The sequence below is a fragment of the Microvirga aerophila genome (genome assembly GCF_003332305.1).
Classification (GTDB): domain Bacteria; phylum Pseudomonadota; class Alphaproteobacteria; order Rhizobiales; family Beijerinckiaceae; genus Microvirga; species Microvirga aerophila.
In genome coordinates this window covers 1-20,866 of sequence record NZ_QOIO01000050.1, presented here as the reverse complement: position 1 = coordinate 20,866, position 20,866 = coordinate 1, and the positions used below count along the sequence as shown (strand labels likewise).

Below are 20,866 nucleotides of genomic sequence, written 5' to 3'. Positions count from 1 at the left end.
GTCCAAAGTTCGAGCCGCAGCCTTGCGCAGCAGCGCCTTGAATTCGGCGAACACCTGCTCAATCGGGTCCAAATCCGGACCTTAAGCCGTGCCGACCGTCTCGTTCTTTCAGGTTATACTCAGGCAGCCTGATGCGATCTGATGATCTCCATGCTACTTGGCTTCAGGGAGGCACGCCGTGTCCGAGAGGCCAGCGCTTCAGCTTGAGGTCAAGGCCGCCACCTTCCATGAAAAGCCAGGGACCGTGGGCGTATGAGGATGACAGACCATATGAAAGACCGGACGACCAACGGACAACGCGGGCGCCGCCGCAAGGAACGTGAGCGCAGCTTCCAGCAGGAACGCCGCGCAACCCACAAATCCGAGGGAAGGCCAAACCACCGCTTGGTTGCCGCGAAGGCCTTCGAACTTATCCTGGAGGATGACGGCCAGCAGGATAAATCAGAACAAGACCCGTTCTTCGAAAGGCTTATCCTACGCGTCCTGGAGCATCGGCTTCCAGAAGGTAGGCGCTTCGATGAGAAGTTCACGCGAGAGACTATAGAGAACCTGCGCCTCAGGGCCCGCGACGAGCACGATAAAAGGATGCTCCTTCGTGAGGCGCACAGCTCTGAAGTTGAGGATTTGGGCGACCTCGGTCACGACCGGGAATAGCAAGTCGACCCTGTCCCCCCGTTACTCCCAGTGACGGCGTCATGCCTTGGAAATCCATTACAGGGATGTCCCTCGCGGCGATGCGTCCGTCAAGAACAAGGGCGGTTGCGATCCCGAATTCCTAACCGGCAGGTGCGGACGCCCGTCATCATGATCCGCCTTTGTGCGGGCCGCGCACGAACAAGTCGCCAGTCAATAGGTCGAAGCCCCCGACGGGCCGTTGCACGGCGGCCCGTCGGGGGCTTCGATTTTCCTCCAGACCCGTCCGTCCTGGACGAGATCAGGAGTCGATGGCGTCGGCCAAGATCCTGGAAAGGCTATCCGCCGCGGCGATGTCCCCGGGCTGATCGTCGGGCTCGCCACGGACGGCGACCTCCTTGAGCGCTTTTACCAGTCCGGCGACCTCACCTTGCAGGCGAACAACCGTCGGCCTCGGCTTCCGCAACGCGCTGCTCGCAGTCTGCGCACTTGACTTCGAGGGCAGTCACGATGGACTGGCTCGAGGCAAGCGCCCTCTGATAGCGGGTGTTGTCGGACTCAGTGTCTTTCACGGCCTGGAGAAGTTCCTCCACCTGCTGCCTGTATCCGTCGCGCTCCTTGTCGAACAGGGCATTCGCGCTGTTGAACGCGACCGCCCAGACGGCCTTGGCGAAGAGGTTCGTATCCTTGACAAGGTCCACCGGCATGTTCGGCGCCTGCGGCCGCGCCCCAGGCCCCCACGTTTTGACGTACTTCGCGATCGTCGAGTACGAGCCATGGTCGCCGAGCTCGGCCCGGACCAGTTTGTAGGTCGGCTCCACCCCCTTCAGGTTGAGCGAGTCGCAGGCAGCGTGCACCTGCTCCTCGTTCAAGTCCGCCCGCGGGAGGCGCCGCGGCTCCTCATCCTCACCCATAACCACATCCATCCTGAACCCCCTCTGCCATTCCCTGTATGGGACTGTAGCGTAGCGGTGTAGCCTACACCGCGGCAACCCTTTCGACCGGATGGGTTCACGACTGAAAGCGCCCGGGCAAATCCGTTGTTAACTCATCGTTTACCAGATTCGGAAACTTGACAACTGGAATCTTAGCCGCGCAGCAGGATTGATTCGGGCCTTAACCCCTTGTATTTCCTGAGGAGGAATAATCGTCGAGCACAGACAAATGATTTCGTGATGATTCTGAACGTTGTTTCACGAAGTTTGTCGCGACCTGCTTTCGAGTCCGGGCCCAGGCATTGCAGTTGCGCAGCGCTACACCCCCACCCCAGTGCGCAGCGTGAGACAACCGTCCGTCTGTGATGGCTCGCCTGGCTATTCCCGCCCCGTCCGATGAGGCGAGCGGACTTTGCTCCCGCGGTGGGCTCAGTGGCGCACGCGCTGGTTGCCGACTTGCGGGGACGACACGTCGCTCGGCTTGCTGGAGCGGATCCTGTGGCGGTCGTGTTGCAGGTCTCCCACAGGCGGCGTAGCCGTGCGGGACTCCGCCCCGTCGACAACGGGCGCGTTGAGGCCATGCACATCTTTTGCCCTGCTGAGCCATCTGGCGTGCGACGCAGCGACCAGCGCCACATGCTTGAGGGCCCTCCCGCCGCTCGGTTGACTTCCGGGGGCGCGATGACCGGCGGAGGGCCGCATGGGCGGGTTACAATCCAAGCCATTCAGGCCGTCTCGTGTACCAGCGTCAGTGGATGATGGGAGTTTTGCAATTCAGCCGAGGGCGCATCGGAAGGCGGCTTGGCGCCAGACATCTACCCGATGGTCATTGACCCGGAGACGATCAGCCAAGCTCGGTTGCGCGAGAGTTGGAGCGGGGTATGCCGCTGCAAGGCTCGCTTGTGCTCGGTCAACCTACCCGAACAGCTCCATGTTTTGAAGTTTGCCGACATCGTCCACTGCAACTCCCACCACGCTGGCGAGAAGGACCTGGTCAGGACGTGGCAGGCCTTCGCTTCGCAGGGCGCTCTCGACGGACGGCAACCGCCTGTTAACCATGGCCTAAGAGCCGTTGGCATTGGGCCTTGCCAAATCCAGGAATGTCTTCCATCTTCCAAAACATCAGGAACTTGATCCTGATGTCCGGACGGCCGCGCGGCCGTCGGTGCGGGTTCCAGCCGCACCGACAGCCTGACCATCCGGTCCACCTGACTGCACAGGAGAACCACATGGCTAAGAGCCTGTATAGCGAAGCTGCGGCTTCGCGCAATATCGTTTGCGACCTGTCGGTTGCATCCTCCGTTCCCCGCGCCTCGCACACCGGATCCCTGCTCCCCGCCGACGCTCCCTGCGTCCCCGGCGGCATGAGCGACGTGGCGCATTCCGACCTCTGCCCCAGCGTCGTGGTTGCCCTGCTGGCGGCCGCCGGCACGGCCGATGTGGTCCCGCTGAGCGATCTCGTCAGCGCCATCCCCAACCACCCAGCCCCGCTCGCCGCCGTGATGGCGCTCGTGGACCGGGACCTCCTCGGGATGGACATCGGATCTGCCTTCGATGCCGGAATCGGAGTTTGGCGCCTGTCGCCCCTCCCCTAGGCCCAGGGCGCTCCGCGCCTGCCGGCAGGGCCTGTTGTTGCCGGCAGCGCGGCCGAAGGTTTTCCCAGACCACGGGAAGAGCGCCTGCTCACGGTTGACCGCCGCTGCTCCCCCGCGTCGGAGCATCGGCATGCGCGGCTGGGACCATCCTCCGTCATGACCTCATCCGACCGGAAAGGCACGGCGCCTCCGCGCACCGTCAACCTGTTCCATCCCTAAAGCCGCGACCTCGGATCGAACAAGGCCTCTTCCCGTGACCGTTCCGTCGCCGGCAACCCGGCGACGCTGAGTCTTTCCCGCTTTTTGGAGCATCCGCCCCATGTCCACCCCCGACGACCTGACGACCGTTACCACACCACCCCAACCATCCCAGGACATCCCTGATCTCGCCCCGGACACCGAGCTTTCCTTCGACGATTTCATGGGTGCAGGCAGCGAGGAACCGCCACAGGACTTCACGGAGAAGCCCGCCTCCCGGCGCCGGCGGCCAGCATCCGCAAAGGCGCTCCTGGCAGAGCTTTGCCTCGACAAGGCCCTCGGGCGCGACGGCAGAAGACTGGTGCGCCGCGGCGGACCCGTCGCCATTCTGATCCGTGTTCCAAGCACGTCTTGGGTCAGACCAATTGAAGACGCCGCGCGCTCACTTGCAAAGCCAGGGTCGCCGTCATCACCGCAACCAGCCGCCCCAAGCCCGACTATCTCCACGATGAGACGGCCGCCAAGCTCGTCACCACGGGACATCTGGTCATCGGCGTGGCGCCTTCCGTTGATTTCCTTGCTCCGGCTCTCGTCGCGGCGGCGGATCTTCAGGCCATCGTCGGCTTCCCGGACACGGCGATCATGGGCATGGCCATCGCCAGATGGTGCGGCCGCCGCACTCCCACCGACCTCAGTCCAGACGACCTGGCCGAGCTCGACCTGCCCGACCTTGTTGCAGCCATGCGCCCGGGCTCGTCGCCACAGGCCTGCGTCGACCGTCTGCGCCGGGCCGCCCTTGCGCGCAAGCCGCGGCATGCCGGCCAGGACATTCCCCGGATTGAAGTCCTGAGCGGTCTTGGCGAAGCCAAGGACTAGGCGTGCGAGATGATCGGTGAGGTCGAGCGCTCCCGAAGCACAGGCGCTCCATTACAGGCCGAGTCGGCCTTCTTTCACGGTCCTCCGGGCACGGGCAAGACCACAATCGCACGATCCTTCGGCGTATCTGCGAACATCCCTACAGTGACAACAAGCGTCGCGGAATGGTTTTCAAATTCTCCTGGATATCTAGACAGCATCATCAAGCAGTATACTGCTTTTTTTGAGCGCCTTTACTATCTGTCCACTGTCTCTGTCGCAGCGATTGGCTTCATGGACGAAGCCGACGCCATACCAAATCGATCCAGAATGGCGCCAAAGGACGTCGTCTGGTGGACTCCCGCCGTCACCGGCGTGATGCTGCAGATCGACAATCTCAGAAACAGGGCTCCGAACATTTTCTTGATCGGAGCGACAAATCACATCGACAGGGTCGATGCGGCCCTGCTGCGCCCAGGCCGCTTTGACCGCCAGTTCCTGATCGGACCTCCGGACGAGGCCGGCAGGATCGGGATTTTGCAAACGCATCTGAAGGAGGAACTTCCTGGTGCGGATCTTGTCCGTCTGGCGCGCCTGTGTCCCGATGCAACCGGCGCCGTCCTGGCGGCGGCCGTCAAGCCGGCGCGCCGGCGCGCCCGGGCTGCCGGCCGCAGCCTGACCATGCAGGATCTGGTGGCCGAGATCGCACCCGCCGACCCGCGCTCGCCCGAGGAATTGCAGGCGGTGGCCGTGCACGAGGCGGGTCATGCGGTCCTGGCGCTGCGCCTCGGGCTCGGCGTCGATCATGTGACCCTGCAAGCACGCGGCACCGCGGCCGGACACACGCGGGTGGTGCCGCGCGGTTTCATGGCGGATCGGGCCGCGCTGGAAGCTCAGGTCGTGGTCATCCTGGCGGGCCGGGCCGCTGACGAATTGCATGGAGCGCCGACCGCCGGCGCCTTTGCCGATCTGCACGAGGCAACAAGGCTCATAACGGCGGTTCATGCGAGTTTCGGCCTGGGAGCCAGCTTGGCCCACCGCGTAATGCCTGAAGACGCCGAGAAGCTGCTTCGCTTCGATCCAAAGCTCGCCGCCGTCGTCGAGGGAGATCTCCGGCGCTTAATGGCGCGCGCCGCTGCCCTGGTGCAGGCCCACGAGAAGGTTATCCGGGACGTGGCTGCTGCGCTTGTGGCCCGGCGGACCCTGGTTGGTGAGGAGGTCGCAGAGATCATGGCGCGGCATCGGGCATGCGCGAGCCTGCCCTCACGGCACAGAGATGGTGCCCGCCAACCAGGGCTTTCGTGATCATTTCGCCGCCAGCTTCCGTCACCTGCTTTGGCTCTGTCGCGCCGGCGCCCCCGCTGTCGCTGCTACCTGATTCATCAGCACTGAAAGGATGTTCCATGCCCCTTCCGAACCCATTCCTGCTCGGTCTCGAGGAGACCGAAGAACTAATCGTCGAACGAAACCCGCTGGAGCCCCGCATCACGACAGTTTTTCACCGTGAAACGCGCCTCATCGCCGGCGTCGCACCGTGGGAACTCGCCCCAAGCCTCCTGCGCCAAGCAAGATTTCAGAACCCGTCGGTCTATGCGATTACGGGTTACGACAATCTTCCGCTGGGCCCGCGAAATATTCCGGGCGTCCATCTCGGCCGAACCGGCCGCCCTCCTGTCCGGTTGCGGCAGCACCGGAACGCTCCGCCCCTCCAAGACATGAGAGCCATCGCGGTGATCAGCATCAACGACGGCAAAGGCTTCCACATGGAAGAGGCCGCCGCCATGGAGCGGCTGCTCCACATGGCCGCGGCGGAGGGACCCTATCGGGTGGTCAGCCGGGCTCCCAATGACCGGAGGCTCACTCCCGGAGTCATCACACGGGCCGCCCACTGGCTTGAAGTGTTGCGCTGGATGCTTTCCGTCGGGCGATGCGATGTCCTTGAGCCGCAGGATGATGTGGCGGCCGCATGGCCGGTGGATGACCGCCGGGATCGACCGGCACGGGAAGAGATGGTGCTGCCGCCGGGCATGGGATGGACGACAGAACTGCCGCGGGACCTGCTGACACGTCCGGACGTGCAGCGCTACCGCCTCGACGTCGATGAGGTGAGCGCCACGGCGCTGGTGATTGACGGCTGGCACATCCTGGAACGAGGCTCCCGGGCGCGAGCGAACGAGCCCGGCTACATCCAGGAGGGTCTGCGCGCCAAGCGAGAAGCCTTGCTGCAGGAAGGCGTCTTCAGGCCGGTGCGGGGGCGAGAAGGCGATCTGTGGGAGGTCGCGCGCGATGTCAGCGTGCCGTCGCTCACGAACATGGTCCGTATGGTGTTGGGGAACAATGCGCCGGCAGGTCTCTGGCAGCAAGTCGCATAGCCTGATCCGACGGCCGCTGCGAGGCTCTCAGAGCGTCGGCGGCACCGATTGCTGAACCAGATGAAAGGCACGCCCGTTGCCGCCACGCCGAACACTGCAAATGGGCTGACTTGTCACGCGACACCAGGTATCGGGGCCGACCGTTCGGAAACGTGGTCCCGGTGCCCGTCACCGCTTGAGCCCGGAGGCGGCTAGGTCGCGCCACGTTGCGCATGCATGGCCTGAATGATCCGCGGGAGATGGGTGTGATTGGATCTGGTGCGGAGTGCTTCGCCGCAAATCCAAACCCTAAATCCACCCTGATCGCCACCGTGACGCGACTGCATCCTTGCCTGGTAAAATCTCACGCACCCGACGACGAAAGCAGCCACTGGTCATCACGCGAGGCGCTCGGGTCGGAGAGACGGCGACAATCCGATTACGCCGCAGCTTCGCGCAGGAAAACATTACGCCTGATGCTCCGCCCGCATATCCCGAACGGACCCTCCGCCGCGTCCTGGCCAATCCTGCAAAAGCCTTACCCTGGACGCGTTGCTGAAGCGCGCCACGCCCAGGCCTTGGGCCCGGAGCGACGCGTCCTGGAGCCAACCAAAAGTCGCGGACAGAGTTCGATGAATGCATTGGACTTCAGCGGTGACGCCCCAAGCCGATGCAAGACCCGTAAGGGAGGTGATGATCGGCCTGCCAGATCCCGCAATCGCCGGTGCCGCCGCACAAGGATGCGCCGGGGTGTTCTCTAGGGTGCCTCCGCGATGCCTCGGCATAGGAAAGCCATAGGCCTCGGGGCGCCATCAAGGTAGTAGTGATCAATGCTGCGGATCGTGAACCCCGCATCATTGAGCAGCCGTCCGACAGGGCGCGTCAGATTGCATCCGACGGCCAGCCTGCGCCAGATCGGGTTCAGCCGACGCTGCCAGGCCGCCACGGCGGCATCGCCCGACAGGCCGTGCTCAAGGAACAGCACGCGTCCCTTTGGCCTTAGCACGCGCCGCACCTCGCTCAGCGCCTGGGCCGGTTCATCCACCGAGCACAGGGTATAGGTGATCACCGCCGTGTCGATGGACCTGGTCTCCAGCGGCAGCGCTTCTGCAGGCGCCTGGATCATCTCCAGAGGAACCGGTGACCGCCGGCGACGCTCTACGCCGAGGCTCACGAACGCTGCGATGGGGTCGACGCCGATGACGCGCGTCACCCGGGCGGGATCGTAAAGGTGCAGGTTCAACCCAGGCCCGATGCCGATCTCAAGGACCACCCCGGAAGCATGCGGCACAACCTTCTTGCGCTCATTGGCGACGGCTGCCATCGAGCAGACGCAACTGACGAAACGTGGACCAATGTGACGTGCATAGAACCCCACGTCCTCATCCTCCATGGACAGGCCAGGCGAAGTTGCGACCGTGATCATCAGTACCTTATCCGCACGCCTATGGCGGTGCCGCAGCACACGTGATGGCACCCATCCCCCATCGAGCGCGTGAACCCGTGGTCATGCCGCAATGACCGGACATTCACTCCAAGGTGAGCGGGACACGCGCCGGACGTCCTAATCAGGTTCGGTGCCAGATGGCGGCGGCTGCTTCCCGAGCCCTGGCCAAAAGGTACCTATTCGACAGCACCCGGAAGGCACGGTTGGAAGATCGTTCGCGTGATGGGAAAGGGAGCGTCAGGAGCGGCGGTCCGCAGGCCATTCAGCGGGTCTTTGCGGGCCCTGCCACTCCGGGTCGGATGTCGGTTCAACATGATCAGGAGGGCGCAGCAAACCGGGACCTGCTCCTTCTGTCGGCACTTGGCCAAATTTCGAAGCGCGGCAGATTGCGAGCCTTTTCCCTAGACCCAGTGCATCGCTCTATCGAGACGTTGATCATCGAACCGTGCGGGCCCGCACCCCCCATGACACCGGAAGGCGGGCATGGCGAACCCGCATGGCTGGCCGGCTCGGGGCTTTTTCTCGCGGGTGGCGTTGGACGGTCTCGCTATCCATCCGCTCGCCCGTGGTTTCATCAATGGCACTGGCTGGCGCGGGGGCGAATTTCCATTTTGCTCGTGACAACCTCATACGGAGGCGCGGATCCGCGAAGGGAGTACTCGGCCTCGATGTCAACCCGGCGGGGATCCTTTTCGCTCTCCGGCGAAGCTACCCTAGCGCGGATCAGAACAATCCAAGCGGCAGCCAATGCCAGTTCCGGAGTGCGCTTGAGGCGACGCCCGCGACTGACATAATCGTGGATTCCGGGCATCCAAACCTCGGTGGGCTGGGAGCGCGCAATGGGTTTTACGTCGTTATCATTCATGGGAATCTTCAGAGGTCCGGTATGGAGCGCCACCCAACCACATCCCTGTTCGCATCGGCAATGACAAGGATCAGGAGGCGGAATGTGCTGGAGTGTCCTTTAGGTTGATAAACCAAAGCAACGGCCCGCTCCTCCAGCGGGTGGGATCGTTCGCCGGAACACTTGGGTGCGCGCTTGGCCCATCCAGGACAGGCAGGGGTGGCACCCGTCATGAGCGTGCGGGCGCATCCCAGGGAATTGATCAGATCAGCCCAAAAGGCTGCCGGGACTCGTTGCCCTGTCTCCGAACAATTTCCTCAGGTATCCCTGGCCCTCGCCTAAATCACTTGGTCGGGGCCGCGGGGCGCAAAATGCGGGCTTATGCAGGAAAGACCGGCTTTCACGATGATGAGCAACCGCAGACTGTATGGTTTTGCTGGGCAAGGGGCGGTATCCGCTGGCCCACCTCAGTCGTTGAACCGCTGTCTCGACAGGCGTCGGCAGGCGCTCGACTGTTCTCGACGTGTCCGTCATTACAGCCTGAGACAATCTACCCACTTCCAGGAGACTGCTACCAGGGTATGAGTCGCCCCAATCAAGACATTGCGGGAACAGCGGTGGAATACGATACAGACCAGGTTTCATGCCCAAGGTGGTTCCCGGCTTTCTTGCTGGGCATGGGCGCGCTCTGCGCGGCTGCTTGTCAGCTCATCGCCTAGATGTTCGGTTTTAGTATTGGGCAGGTCGATCAAGCCTGTTGCCTGAAGGCTGCCGTGCCCACAGACCAGCCATGCTTCATGCTGGACCCGGCCGTGTACGGAAGGCCTCGCGAGCCCAGCACACGATTGCGGCCCAGCGCGTGGCGACATGGTTAGGGCATGGCCTTCATGGCAATTGATAAGGAGGCTGTGCTCCCGTTCGGGATGTTCGGCAAATCCGCACAGTCCCATCCTGGCCTGAGGCGAATGACTCGCTGAGCTGAGCGGGCTGACTGCTGCCGCCGTTGGTCGGCGTCGGCGTCAAAGACATTCGATCCTCTCGCTGGCGGCGGGAAGATATTGACCATTATCTTCGCGTCGGGCCGGTCGCAAGCAGCGTCGGCTGGAGTTGACCTCTTGCCCGGGATTGTCAGGCCGGGCTTCCTACTGCTCAAGCGGGATCGCACCTGAACGGAGGCCCGCCAGGGCGTCCCGATCAGCCTCGTCGATTTCGTCGGCTTGGTCAGCCAGTTCGACAATGTCGCCCTCGATCTCGAAGCGCCACTTCTGGGCGGATGCGATCATCTCGATAGACTTCGCCCAAGACCTCGAATTGCCGCCGGCAGGCTTGGAGGCGATGATCATGTCAATGGCCTCAAAGGCCTCCGCAACGATGCTGTCCACCGGCCTCCGGAGAGGATCGTCCTGCAGCTCACGGCCGGCCTTGCTCAGCGTCGCATAAGCCTCATAGAATGAGGTCGGCAGGTCACGGTGCAACACGCCTGCAAGCCTCCTCCGCAGGTGGTTGAAGGTTCGCTGAAAGCTGGGGATCCGTTCGTCCGGAAACGGGACGTCCTGATGCACTGTCCACCGGGTGTTGTTCAGTGCCTGCCGCGAAATTCGGCGCTGAGCCCGGGCGCGGCAGTCGGACGGCCTCTCAGCGGCGAGCCGGCGTGCAAACTCCAGGGCGCAGTCTTGCCGGTCAAGGCTGAAATGCGCTAGGTATGTCCCCGGACAGAACTCGGGCGCCGTCAGGCAGACCGAGACTTGATCCGCCTCGCAGACCGGATCCCCTACGCCGAACACGGGAGGAGGTGAGCGCCGGTGGAGCATTCCATCCACGATGATGAGCTCCGCATCGGCCAAACGTTGGGCGGCATCGCAGGCGGCCTCCCGTCCGTCGTGAAGCACGCGGCTGCGCACAGGAATTTCACGTTCCAACCGGAACGGCCCGACAGAGGTTTCCTCATCCGGCAACCGAATGCGAAACGGGTAGTCGCTCCACCAGAGATCGCCCCGCGCGTTGCGCGCTAGATCTTCGAACCCGGTCCTAGTGGGAATGATCCTCTTTCCCGGATCCAGAAAGGGACGCCAGAACGCTCCCGCGGAATACCGCCAGCTCATTTCCGCCGGGGCGTGGCCCGGGGGCCAACGCACCTCGATGCAGGTCGGCGCATCTTGTGCAGTGACCCGCCTGACATGGATGGGAGCCATCACTTGAAAGGCGTCCGTATGGGGGTTGCGCCGCCGGTGGCCGATCAGCACGGCAGGGTAGGCAATGGGAAGCCAGAGGATTTCGGATGGGTCCATAGCGGTGTCCTTACATAGGAGCGAGGTGAGGATCGCACGCCTGCAGAGGATCCGGTCGGCGTGCCGATTTGAGACGCACGTTTCGTAAGGACCCTTCCCGCATGGTGGACCCTGGTCAAAAGTGCGGTGCCGGGAGCATCGGCGGTTCACTCCCGCCCGTCGATAGGCTCAGGCCGTGGATGGTTAAGAGGTGAGGATCCAAACCCCCATGCGGAGCTCGATACCGTCATCTTGCCAGAGGCTTATCCACGCCGGCCCGGGTAACCATACCCACACATTGGTCGATTGAATCCGCCGCTTTGGGCGCCAGCGACCTTGACCGGCGCACCGTCGCACGCTGGAGCGATGGGAAACCCGCCGCGCCGATGCCTGGGGCTTAGGCCAAAGAATGCCACGTCGAACGGCGTGACGTGCGGCGACCCATACGCAGATGGGAGCTTGGTCATCGTGGCCCGACCAGATGCCACGGCACTCTCCTCAGGTGCTGGGTCCTGCTCCGACTGAGAATCGACGACACGATGCTGTGCCGACATCTCGGAACGGCGGTCATTGGAGCGGGCAGGCCTGCTCAACGGAAAGAACGGTCACCTTTCGAAGTGAATCCCGAGATGCTGATTCGAGTGGCGAGAAGACGATTGGGCATGACGTTGAACATGAAGCGTCTTGATCCGCGCTCGCTCACGTCGCGCTCGAAGGTGACTTCGGCCCAAAGCTCCGCGCTCCTTAGGGACGTGATTCGATGTTTATTGGCCTTGGGGTTCGATCTTGAGGCTGCATTGTCAAGGACCGAGGCATAGCCTATCCCGGCCTCTGCGAACGCTTGACGGATCACGTCGAGCCGCGCCACAACGCCGTGAAACTGGTGCAGGAAAGACGCGCAGCCGAGCGACCTGGTATATCGAGGTGTCTCGTTCGTGAATTGTCTGTCTGCGTCTGCGCTGATGCGACTTCCTGAATTCGATAGATCCGCAATGATTGCTTTAGCTGTCGCACTTGCCCTTGCTTGTTTCACTGTGCTGTTTGCAGTGGCCTTTGCGCTGGGCGTGAACAGGAACTGGAGTTCTTCTCCTTTTCGGCCGAGCAAGGTCAGCCCAAGGCAGCAACAAAGCGCTGACGAAACTCGATTTTCAGTAACTGGTCAGCCCAGGCATAGCAGGAAGACATCCTTCGAAAACAGCGCCCCAGCTCCGGTCGCATAGTCATGGACAGGCACTGTCAATGATGGAGTTCGCGCCCCAAGCCTTTGAGAGCAGCTTCCTGGAAGGCTTCGCCCTGCGTCGGGTGCGCGTGGATCGTCCCGGCGATGTCCTCGAGACGCGCCCCCATCTCAAGAGCCAAACCAAACGCGGCTGCAAGCTCGGACACGCCCTGCCCCACGGCCTGGATCCCCAGAACCAGATGATTATCCGCCCGGGCGACGACGCGCACGAAGCCGTCCTCGCCGAGCCTGGTCATGGCCCTGCCGTTGGCGGAGTAAGGAAAAAGCCCGACCCGTACCTCGCCGCCCCTGGGCGCCTCGTCCGGGGTGAGACCGACGGTGACGATCTCCGGATCGGTGAAGCACACGGCCGGAATGATCCGCTTGTCCCAGACGCGCTTGTGACCGGCGACGATCTCCGCCACCATCTCCCCCTGCGCCATAGCGCGGTGGGCCAGCATCGGTTCGCCGGTGACGTCGCCGACGGCATAGATCCCACGCATCGAGGTCTCGCATCTCTCCCCGATCCGGATAAAGGGACCGTCCATGTCGAGAACCAGTTCTTCGATCCCCCAGCCCTGGGTGACGGGTTTGCGGCCGACCGTCACGAGGACCCTGTCCACAGCCAGCGACACCTCCCTGCCATTCCCAGCCTCCACCAGCAGCGCATCACCAGCTCTCGCCAGCCCTTTCGCCTTCGCGCCGGTCAGGACCTCGACCCCCAGGGCGTGCAGACGCTTGCCGACGGGTCGGGTCAGCTCAGCATCATACAGGGGCAGGATTCGATCCTGCGCCTCAACGATGGTCACCGTGGCTCCCAGCTTGGCGAACGCCGTTCCGAGCTCCAGGCCGATATAGCCGCCACCGATCACCGCAAGCCTCTGAGGAACCGACGTCAGCGCCAGCGCCTCTGTCGAGGAGATCACGCGATCGCCGAGCGGCAGGTTGGGCAGCGCGACCGGGGCCGATCCCGTGGCGATCACGATGGTGTCAGCATGGATGATCTGCCGACCTGTTTCCGTCTCCACCTCGACTGTCTTGCCGTCGCGGAAGCGGGCCCATCCGGCAACCATCTTGACCTTCGCCCGCTTGAGCAGCGCCGCCACGCCGCCGTTGAGGCGGCGGACGATGCCGTCCTTCCACTCAATGGTTTCGGAGAGATCGATCTCCGGCTTCGCCGTCCTGATCCCGAGAGGGCTCTGGCCTGACGTCAGATGGACGATCCTGTCATATTCCTCAGCCGCATGAATGAGGGCCTTGGAGGGGATGCAGCCTACATTGAGGCAGGTTCCGCCGGGCTTTCCGGCATCAACGATCACGGTGTCAATCCCGAGCTGCCCCGCCCGAATCGCGCAGACATAGCCACCCGGCCCCGCTCCGATGACGAGCAGCTTGCAGGAAATATCCTTCATCCGATCAAGCCTCCAAGAAGATCATGGCGGGAGCCTCCAGCAGCGTCTTGATGCGCTGCACGAAGACCGCCGCGTCCCAGCCGTCGATCACTCGGTGGTCGAAGCTGGAAGACAGGTTCATCATCTTGCGGGGGGTAAAGGTGGCCCCATCCCACACCGGCCGCACCATGATCTTGTTGACGCCAATGATGGCGACCTCCGGATAATTGATCACCGGCGTCGTGACGATGCCGCCCATGGCACCCAGCGACGTGATCGTGATGGTCGACCCGCTCAACTCCTCACGGGTCGCCGTTCCGGCTTTCGCCGCTTCGGCAAGGCGGCTGAGTTCGGTTGCGCAGCCCCAAAGGTCGCGTCCCTCCGCATGCTGCACCACCGGCACCATGAGACCAGCGTTCGTCTGCGTCGCAATTCCGATATGCACGCCGCCATGCTGGTGGATGACGCCGGCATCATCGTCGTAGATGGCGTTCAGGTGGGGATACTCGGCAATGGCTTTCACCATGGCCTGCATCACGAACGGCAGCACAGTCAGTTTTGGCCGATCAGCTTGCTTGCTCGTATTGAGCGCCGCCCGCAGGTCCTCCAGCGCCGTGACGTCGACCTCCTCGACGTAGGTGATATGCGGGATGCGCGAGTTCGAGATCGCCATCTTTTCCGCGATCTTGCGGCGCAATCCGACGACCTTGATCTGTTCGACCGATGTTTTCTGCGCCAGGCGGGGTGCCTGGCTGACCTGCCGTCCGTGGGTGATAAAGGCGTCCAGATCCTCATGGGTGATGCGGCCCGCGGGGCCCGTACCGGATACCTGCCGCAGATCGATCCCGGCCTCCCGCGCCCTGAGCCGCACGGCCGGTGAGGCGATTGGCCTCTCGCCCTCCGCGCGCATGACACGAGCGCCATGCAGCTGCGGTCCGGGACTCCGCCGCACGTCATCAGGGGCGCGACGCGCAACGCTCTTGGCTGGCTGATCGGCCCCGGCGCCGGGTGCCTTCTTGGCACCGACGGCATTGGTGACAATCGCATCGGGCTGCGCCTGCTCCTCCGCGGCTCTCGCCTCCTCGTGTCCGCCCAAAGGAGCCGCGCCCTCGCCCTCGACCTTCAGTCGGATCAAGGGCGACCCGATGGCCACCACATCCCCGACCTCTGCGCCGAGCCAAGCGACCTCGCCATCGACCGGAGACGGGATCTCCACGGTGGCCTTGTCGGTCATGACCGCGGCCAACACCATGTCCTCGCGGACGAGATCGCCGACCTTCACGTGCCACTCGACGAGTTCGGCTTCGGCAATGCCCTCACCCACATCGGGCATCTTGATCAGGTGCTCGCCCATGTCAGGCCTCCATCGTCGCGACAAGGGCGCGCCCGACGCGTGCCGGTCCCGGGAAGTAGTCCCATTCCTGCGCGTGGGGATAGGGCGTATCCCATCCGGTCACCCGGGCGATTGGCGCCTCAAGCTGGAAGAAGCAGGCCTCCTGGACAAGGGCCGCCAGCTCAGCTCCGAAGCCCGAGGTGAGTGTGGCCTCGTGGACGATGACGCATCGCCCCGTCTTGCGGACGGACGCCTTGATGGTCTCCATGTCGAGCGGGATCAGCGTTCGCAGATCGATGATCTCGGCGTCGACGCCCATCTCCGCCGCAGCCGCCTGCGCGACATAGACCATCGTCCCATAGGCCAGCACGGTCATGGCCGAACCCTCGCGAACGACCGACGCCTTGCCGAGCGGAAGTGTGAAATGGCCATTGGGCACCTCGCCCAGATCGTGCTTCGACCAAGGCGTGACCGGGCGGTCGTGATGACCGTCGAAGGGGCCGTTGTAGAGCCGTTTCGGCTCGAGGAAGATGACCGGGTCTGGATCCTCGATCGCAGAGATCAGCAGGCCCTTGGCGTCATAGGGGTTGGACGGCACCACCGTCTTCAGCCCTGCCACGTGGGTGAACAGCGCCTCGGGGCTCTGGCTGTGGGTCTGCCCGCCGAAGATCCCTCCGCCCGTCGGCATCCGGATGACGAGCGGACAGGTGAACTCGCCGTTCGAGCGGTAGCGCAGCCGCGCCGCCTCGGACACGATCTGGTCATAAGCGGGGTACATGTAGTCCGCGAACTGGATTTCGATGCAGGGCCGGAGACCATAGGAGGCCATGCCGATGGCGGTTCCGACAATCCCGGCCTCGCTGATCGGAGTATCGAAGCAGCGGGTCTTTCCGTATTTCTGCTGGAGGCCTGCCGTGGACCGGAACACTCCGCCGAAATAGCCGACGTCCTCGCCAAAGACCACCACCTTCTCATCGCGCGCCATCATCACGTCCATGGCGTCACGGATGGCCTCGATCATCGTCATGCGCGCCATGGCTCAAACTCCCGCCTGCTGACGCTGACGACGCAGATGCGGCGGCATCTCGGCATAGACGCCCTCGAACATGTCGCGGGCGGAAGGCTTTGCGCCGGCATGAAGCGTACCGTAGCTCTCCGCCTCCTTCTGGGCGGCGATAACCGTATCGAGGATCTCGGCCTCGGCCTGCTTGTGTCGCTCCTCCGACCAGACCCCGCGCACGATCAGATGGTTCTTCAGGCGGATGACTGGATCGCCGAGCGGCCACGCGTCGGATTCCGTCTTCGGGCGATAGGCTGACGGATCGTCGGAGGTCGAATGCGCGCCCACGCGGTAAGTCACGTATTCCACCAGCGTGGGTCCGAGATTGCGGCGGGCGCGTTCAACGGCCCATTTGGCGACGGCGTAGACGGCGAGATAGTCATTGCCATCGACCCGGAGCGAGGGAATGCCGAAGCCCAGGCCACGGGCGGCGAATGTTCCCGCCCCGCCCCGAGCGATGCCCTGGAAGGTCGAAATCGCCCACTGATTGTTGACGATGTTGAGGACCACGGGCGCCTTGTAGGTCGAGGCGAAGACGAGGGCCGCGTGGAAGTCCGATTCCGCCGTGGAGCCGTCTCCGATCCAGGCAGCGGCAATTTTGGTGTCGTTGCTAATCGCCGACGCCATCGCCCAACCGACCGCCTGTACGTACTGGGTCGCAAGATTGCCTGAGATCGTGAAGAACCCGTGCTCCTTGGAGGCGTACATCACAGGCAGCTGGCGTCCTTTGAGCGGATCGCGCGAATTCGAGTAGATCTGGCACATCATGTCAACCATCGAATAGCCGCCGGCGATCAGGAGTCCTGCCTGCCGGTAAGTCGGAAAGTTCATGTCCCCTGGCGACAGTGCCCGGCGGAAGGCGCAGCTGATGGCCTCCTCCCCCAGATGCTGCATATAGAAGGATGTCTTTCCCTGCCTTTGGGCGATCAGCATCCTGGCGTCGAAGGTGCGCAGCGTCATCATGTGCCGCAATCCCTCGAGGAGTTCCTCATCGCTCAGCGGGCTGGCCCATGGCCCCACCGCCTCGCCGCTGCGGTTGAGAACGCGGATGATGGAAAATGCGAGGTCGCGTATGCTCTCGGGCTCCACGTCGACATTCGGCCGAGGCACCGCCCCTGCCTTAGGGATCTTGACGTTTGAGAAATCCGGGGCTCCGCCCGGTCGAACGGCGGGTTCGGGCACGTGAAGGGTCAGCAGTCGGCGTTCAGTCATGGGCTTTCTCCCACAGGAAATACTAGGGGAGAAACGTGCTTCGGCCATGGGAACGCCGCTTCTTCGTAGAAGATGAACAGTTCCAGCCCCGAGCTGGTACATATACGAAATATCGCCAAGTGTTCGGCAAATCTCCGTTCAGGGTCATGCTCTGAGGGGCCTCTGGCCTCCAGGAACCTCTGCTGCTTGCGGTTCGGGCTGACATTCAACCTACGTCAGAGCGGTGCCAGGGGAGGTCGTTCCCTACCCGCTCACGGACGTCGATCCACCTCAGCGCACCTCATCCGGATTAAGGTTCGCCGCCCACAAGGACGGCCGGAGACATGAACAATAAAGTATGCGCCGTGCCGAGCCAGCATGGTCCTGTGCACCGAGACCTGCCGTTGTCAGACCGTAGATGCCGCCCGGCTGTATCCCCATGAATGCCTGCTGGCCCGAAATGACCACTTGGGCGCGGAGCAGACGGCGTAGATCAGACATCAATGCTGGGTGAGGTCACCCGGCGCCCTCGCTCGGCCGTCGCGTGGGGTAATCGGGCCTAGTGAGCATCACGGCACGCGCCTGCGGCGGCCTCAGCATCATGTGCCTCCGAGTTCCTTGGGGCTTGGACTCCTCGACACAAAAGCAGGCGTGGACCTTGCTGCCCTCACTGCTCTAAAGGCTTCCGCAGCAACGCCGCGAAACTGACGCCACTGTCTGATCGGAAGCAGCACTCTGAGCGGCTAACCATCGCATGGATGGCATCGGCGAAGGCTTGCGCGATGCAGCCAGAGCCAGAGGCAACCATGGCGAACCATCAGCTGAGATCATCGCATCGAGAACGTTGCCGAGATGCTCGGCCTGCCCTTAACGGGGCCAAGGTTCTTTGGCCAGCATGGCTTGGTAAACGCGGATGCTTTAGCCAATCCAGAGCAGTTCAGCTCCTTCAGATGCTACGGCGAAGTAAGTATGTTTGATAATGATCGTGCAGTCGATTGTCGCCCCTGGGGTCAGATTCTGTCGAAAGCCATCGTTTGTGCGTAACTGCATGTTGCCTTGCAGCAAAATCACTTGCTGGTATGAGCCCCGTGCTGCGATTTTGCTAAGGTTGCGCCGAATACCAGGCTTGAGAGTGGTGACAGCAATGCTGCTGTACTTGACTGGACATCCGATTGCGGGAGGGCGGCTGTCCTGCGACTCGAAGGCTGAGATAGAATCGTCATGGGAACTATCTTGTTTGGGGGCAGCCTGAGGCAGTGGGACCTGTAATGCTGAGGCGAGCTTTGCGGCATTGTCGAGAGTGGGTGAAAAGCGGCCTCTCTCGATGCGCGAGATCGTTGAAAAGGCAATTCCGGTAATCCGCGAAACCTCGCGCAGCGAAAGGCCCATTTCCTTGCGCCGTTGATAGATCGCCCGAGCAAAGTTCAAGTCGGACACTGGGTCTCTCCGCCTTCTCGTGGGTTGCGACTGCCGTACGGTTGTTCCGCGCCAGTGTCTAGCGTCTTGAGCCAAGGTCTGTTGAACAGACCGTTTCTGCGCAAAAAAACCCCGGTGTTTCCACCGGGGTTCTCTCTAACCAATCGATTTGAACCGATTAGAAGTCGCGCTGGACGCGCAGGCGGCCTTCCCAGCCGTTGCTGTCGCGGACCGGCAGGCCAAGCGCATCGATCGCACGCGAGTCGACGTTGGCGTAGATCACCTCGACGCCGAGATCCAGGCCGGCAACCGGCTGCCAGAACACATTGGCGCCCAGGCGGTACTCGCGGAAGTCGCCGATGGTGTTGACCGGCTGGCGGCTGTCCGAGTCGAGGTACGAACCGAAGAAGTTGGAACGCACCTGCGGGGTCCAGTAGTGGCGCAGGCCGGCGGCGACGGACCAGGCGCGGCTCTTCTCGAAGTTGCCGGTCACCGGGTCGATGGTGCCGTCGGCCAGAAGAACGGTGCCGTTCTCGAAGGCAGAGAACGGGCCGATGATCGTGCCGGCGTTGCCGCCGTTCAGGTAGGCCGGAGCGCCGTCAGCATAGGTCGCCATGATCCAGGCTGCGTCGCCCGGAGCGAGCGCCGGAAGATTGACGCTGGCCGAAGCCGCAATGGCCCAGCCGTACTCGGTATCCGGGAAGTCAGCGCCGCCGCCAACGAACGGAACCAAGGTGTTGCTGCGAACCTGGTGGACCGCACCGGAGAGCTGAGCCGTGCCCCAGGTGCCGGCATACTTGATGTTGCCGACCACGTCCGGAACGCGCTGACCAGCGTAAGGCGCAGGGAGACCCGTCGCGGCATTCACGAGGCCGGAACGACGCTCAAGCCCGTCTTCGAGCGACAGGGTGGCCGAGAAGCCGTTGCCGAACGAGAAGGTGTAAGCCAGGACAGTCACGTCCGGAGCGTCGTCGAAGCGCAGCGTGCCCATGTGACCGGTGGGCAGGTCGCCGTTCGAGAAGAACGAGGTGACGCGACCAGCAGTGAGGCCGCCGAACTGCACGAACGCCTGAGCGACGTTCGGGCTCGTGGCGATTCCGCCGTCAGCCGGGAAGCCGAACGGCGTGCCGGTGGAGCGGGTGATCTCGTAGCGGATGTAGGCGCGCAGCAGGCCGTAAGCGGTCGCCGTGCGGGTGTCGATGTTCAAGCGGCCACGGGCGCGGAAGCCGATGGCGTCCTCAGCGCGGTCGAGCGGCTCGCCGTACAGATAGTCGGCGCGAACACGGCCGCCGACGCGGAGGCAGGTTTCGGTGCCGGGGATGTAGAAGAAGCTTGCGCCGTAGGTGGAGCAGACGCGAACGTAATCGACAGGCGCAGCCTTCGCGACGGGAAGATCTGCAGCTTGAGCGCCCGCAACGGCGGCGAGACCCGCGACCGATCCGAGCAGAAGGCTCTTAACGAGCTTCATGGTTGACCTCCAAAGTTTTTGAGACCCTTGGGGGGCCGGGTTTTGTGCCTCGAGAGCTTCTGCGAAGCCTAAAACACGTCCCATTTCCCCTAGGACTTGGCGCTCCCAGCCCTCGCGGCTGACAATCACCAAATCACGACCGGGGTGCCCCCGTCGCTGAAGCCACATTACCCAGCACGAGTTTGTGATCAAGCAACCAGGGCGGCTTTTCTCCCTAACAGAGCCCGATACTCGACACAGTGTGGCCAAATTCCAACACTTCGCCGCACACGTGGCGGTATCTGTTAAGCACTCGTTAACCGAAAGAAATGGCATCCGCCTGGAAAGGCGAGACTGATGTTACCAGGGCGTGAGGGCATCCCTCCGATTCTTGATCCATCAGTCGGGTTCGGTTAACTGCTCTCGAAGCTGCTATGGCCTCTCATTGTACTGGTAGGATTGCCGGACGAAGGTTTGTCAGGGTACGGTCGGTAATGGATTTTCCATATGGCTCATTTCTAGGGAGCTCGTCGTCGCTACCATGAGCACTTACGCCTGGATCCCACCTGCCCGGTCTGATGCCAAGCGCTCCTACAGCGGGGTTCCTCCGGTCACGGCGTAGATGCCGCCTGTCATATAGCTGCCCTCCTCGGAAGCGAGCAGAACGTAGATGCCCGCCAGCTC

17 protein-coding genes and 1 pseudogene are annotated in these 20,866 nt (G+C 63.0%); 5 read left to right on the top strand and 13 right to left on the bottom strand.

Annotated features, from left to right (window positions below; all coding sequences use genetic code 11):
* Positions 1-270 precede the first annotated feature (270 nt).
* Positions 271-654 carry a hypothetical protein gene (locus DRB19_RS22365; protein WP_147021774.1) on the top strand — a complete coding sequence of 128 codons (384 nt, stop codon included), beginning with the start codon at positions 271-273 and terminating at the stop codon, positions 652-654.
* 404 nt (positions 655-1,058) lie between these two features.
* Here the strand turns inward: DRB19_RS22365 and DRB19_RS22360 are convergent, their stop codons facing one another.
* Positions 1,059-1,547 carry a DNA-binding protein gene (locus DRB19_RS22360; RefSeq protein WP_162815804.1) on the bottom strand — a complete coding sequence of 163 codons (489 nt, stop codon included), beginning with the start codon at positions 1,545-1,547 and terminating at the stop codon, positions 1,059-1,061.
* A gap of 450 nt (positions 1,548-1,997) precedes the next feature.
* On the bottom strand, positions 1,998-2,270 hold the full coding sequence (locus tag DRB19_RS30115; RefSeq protein WP_147021773.1) for a hypothetical protein: 273 nt from the start codon (positions 2,268-2,270) through the stop codon (positions 1,998-2,000).
* Between the two features lie 527 nt (positions 2,271-2,797).
* Between DRB19_RS30115 and DRB19_RS22355 the strand changes: the two genes are divergently transcribed.
* The 4 genes from DRB19_RS22355 (at position 2,798) to DRB19_RS22335 (ending at position 6,588) form a co-directional block, all read left to right on the top strand.
* The gene (locus tag DRB19_RS22355; protein ID WP_114188242.1) at positions 2,798-3,163 is read left to right on the top strand and encodes a hypothetical protein; all 366 of its coding nucleotides are present in this window, start codon (positions 2,798-2,800) and stop codon (positions 3,161-3,163) included.
* 753 nt (positions 3,164-3,916) lie between these two features.
* Positions 3,917-4,237, top strand: coding sequence for a hypothetical protein (locus DRB19_RS22345; RefSeq protein ID WP_114188240.1), 321 nt, complete (start codon positions 3,917-3,919; stop codon positions 4,235-4,237).
* A gap of 9 nt (positions 4,238-4,246) precedes the next feature.
* Positions 4,247-5,521: an AAA family ATPase gene (locus DRB19_RS22340; protein WP_114188239.1), complete on the top strand. Its 1,275-nt coding sequence runs from the start codon at positions 4,247-4,249 to the stop codon at positions 5,519-5,521.
* Between the two features lie 98 nt (positions 5,522-5,619).
* The gene (locus tag DRB19_RS22335) at positions 5,620-6,588 is read left to right on the top strand and encodes a hypothetical protein (protein ID WP_114188238.1); all 969 of its coding nucleotides are present in this window, start codon (positions 5,620-5,622) and stop codon (positions 6,586-6,588) included.
* Positions 6,589-7,324: 736 nt separating this feature from the next.
* Here the strand turns inward: DRB19_RS22335 and DRB19_RS22330 are convergent.
* The 11 genes and pseudogenes from DRB19_RS22330 to DRB19_RS31255 all read right to left on the bottom strand — a co-directional run.
* Positions 7,325-7,993, bottom strand: coding sequence for a class I SAM-dependent methyltransferase (locus tag DRB19_RS22330; protein WP_245439743.1), 669 nt, complete (start codon positions 7,991-7,993; stop codon positions 7,325-7,327).
* Positions 7,994-8,588: 595 nt separating this feature from the next.
* Positions 8,589-8,879: a hypothetical protein gene (locus tag DRB19_RS22325; protein ID WP_114188237.1), complete on the bottom strand. Its 291-nt coding sequence runs from the start codon at positions 8,877-8,879 to the stop codon at positions 8,589-8,591.
* A gap of 1,121 nt (positions 8,880-10,000) precedes the next feature.
* A complete protein-coding gene (locus DRB19_RS22320; RefSeq protein WP_114188236.1) occupies positions 10,001-11,146 on the bottom strand; it encodes a hypothetical protein in 1,146 nt (381 codons plus the stop codon).
* Between the two features lie 568 nt (positions 11,147-11,714).
* Positions 11,715-12,230 carry a hypothetical protein gene (locus DRB19_RS30110; RefSeq protein WP_147021772.1) on the bottom strand — a complete coding sequence of 172 codons (516 nt, stop codon included), beginning with the start codon at positions 12,228-12,230 and terminating at the stop codon, positions 11,715-11,717.
* A 131-nt stretch (positions 12,231-12,361) separates the two neighbouring features.
* The gene (gene lpdA / locus DRB19_RS22310; protein ID WP_114188234.1) at positions 12,362-13,756 is read right to left on the bottom strand and encodes a dihydrolipoyl dehydrogenase; all 1,395 of its coding nucleotides are present in this window, start codon (positions 13,754-13,756) and stop codon (positions 12,362-12,364) included.
* Positions 13,757-13,760: 4 nt separating this feature from the next.
* Complete coding sequence (locus DRB19_RS22305; protein WP_114188233.1) at positions 13,761-15,089, bottom strand: dihydrolipoamide acetyltransferase family protein; 1,329 nt, start codon at positions 15,087-15,089, stop codon at positions 13,761-13,763.
* A 1-nt stretch (position 15,090) separates the two neighbouring features.
* The gene (locus tag DRB19_RS22300) at positions 15,091-16,104 is read right to left on the bottom strand and encodes an alpha-ketoacid dehydrogenase subunit beta (RefSeq protein ID WP_114188232.1); all 1,014 of its coding nucleotides are present in this window, start codon (positions 16,102-16,104) and stop codon (positions 15,091-15,093) included.
* Between the two features lie 3 nt (positions 16,105-16,107).
* Complete coding sequence (locus DRB19_RS22295; protein WP_114188231.1) at positions 16,108-17,340, bottom strand: 3-methyl-2-oxobutanoate dehydrogenase (2-methylpropanoyl-transferring) subunit alpha; 1,233 nt, start codon at positions 17,338-17,340, stop codon at positions 16,108-16,110.
* Between the two features lie 897 nt (positions 17,341-18,237).
* Positions 18,238-18,756, bottom strand: a complete 519-nt coding sequence (locus DRB19_RS22290) for a helix-turn-helix domain-containing protein (RefSeq protein ID WP_114188230.1) — start codon at positions 18,754-18,756, stop codon at positions 18,238-18,240.
* A 157-nt stretch (positions 18,757-18,913) separates the two neighbouring features.
* Complete coding sequence (locus DRB19_RS22285; RefSeq protein ID WP_114188229.1) at positions 18,914-20,203, bottom strand: porin; 1,290 nt, start codon at positions 20,201-20,203, stop codon at positions 18,914-18,916.
* A gap of 570 nt (positions 20,204-20,773) precedes the next feature.
* Positions 20,774-20,866, bottom strand: a pseudogene (locus tag DRB19_RS31255) (NAD(P)-dependent oxidoreductase); the annotation flags it as partial.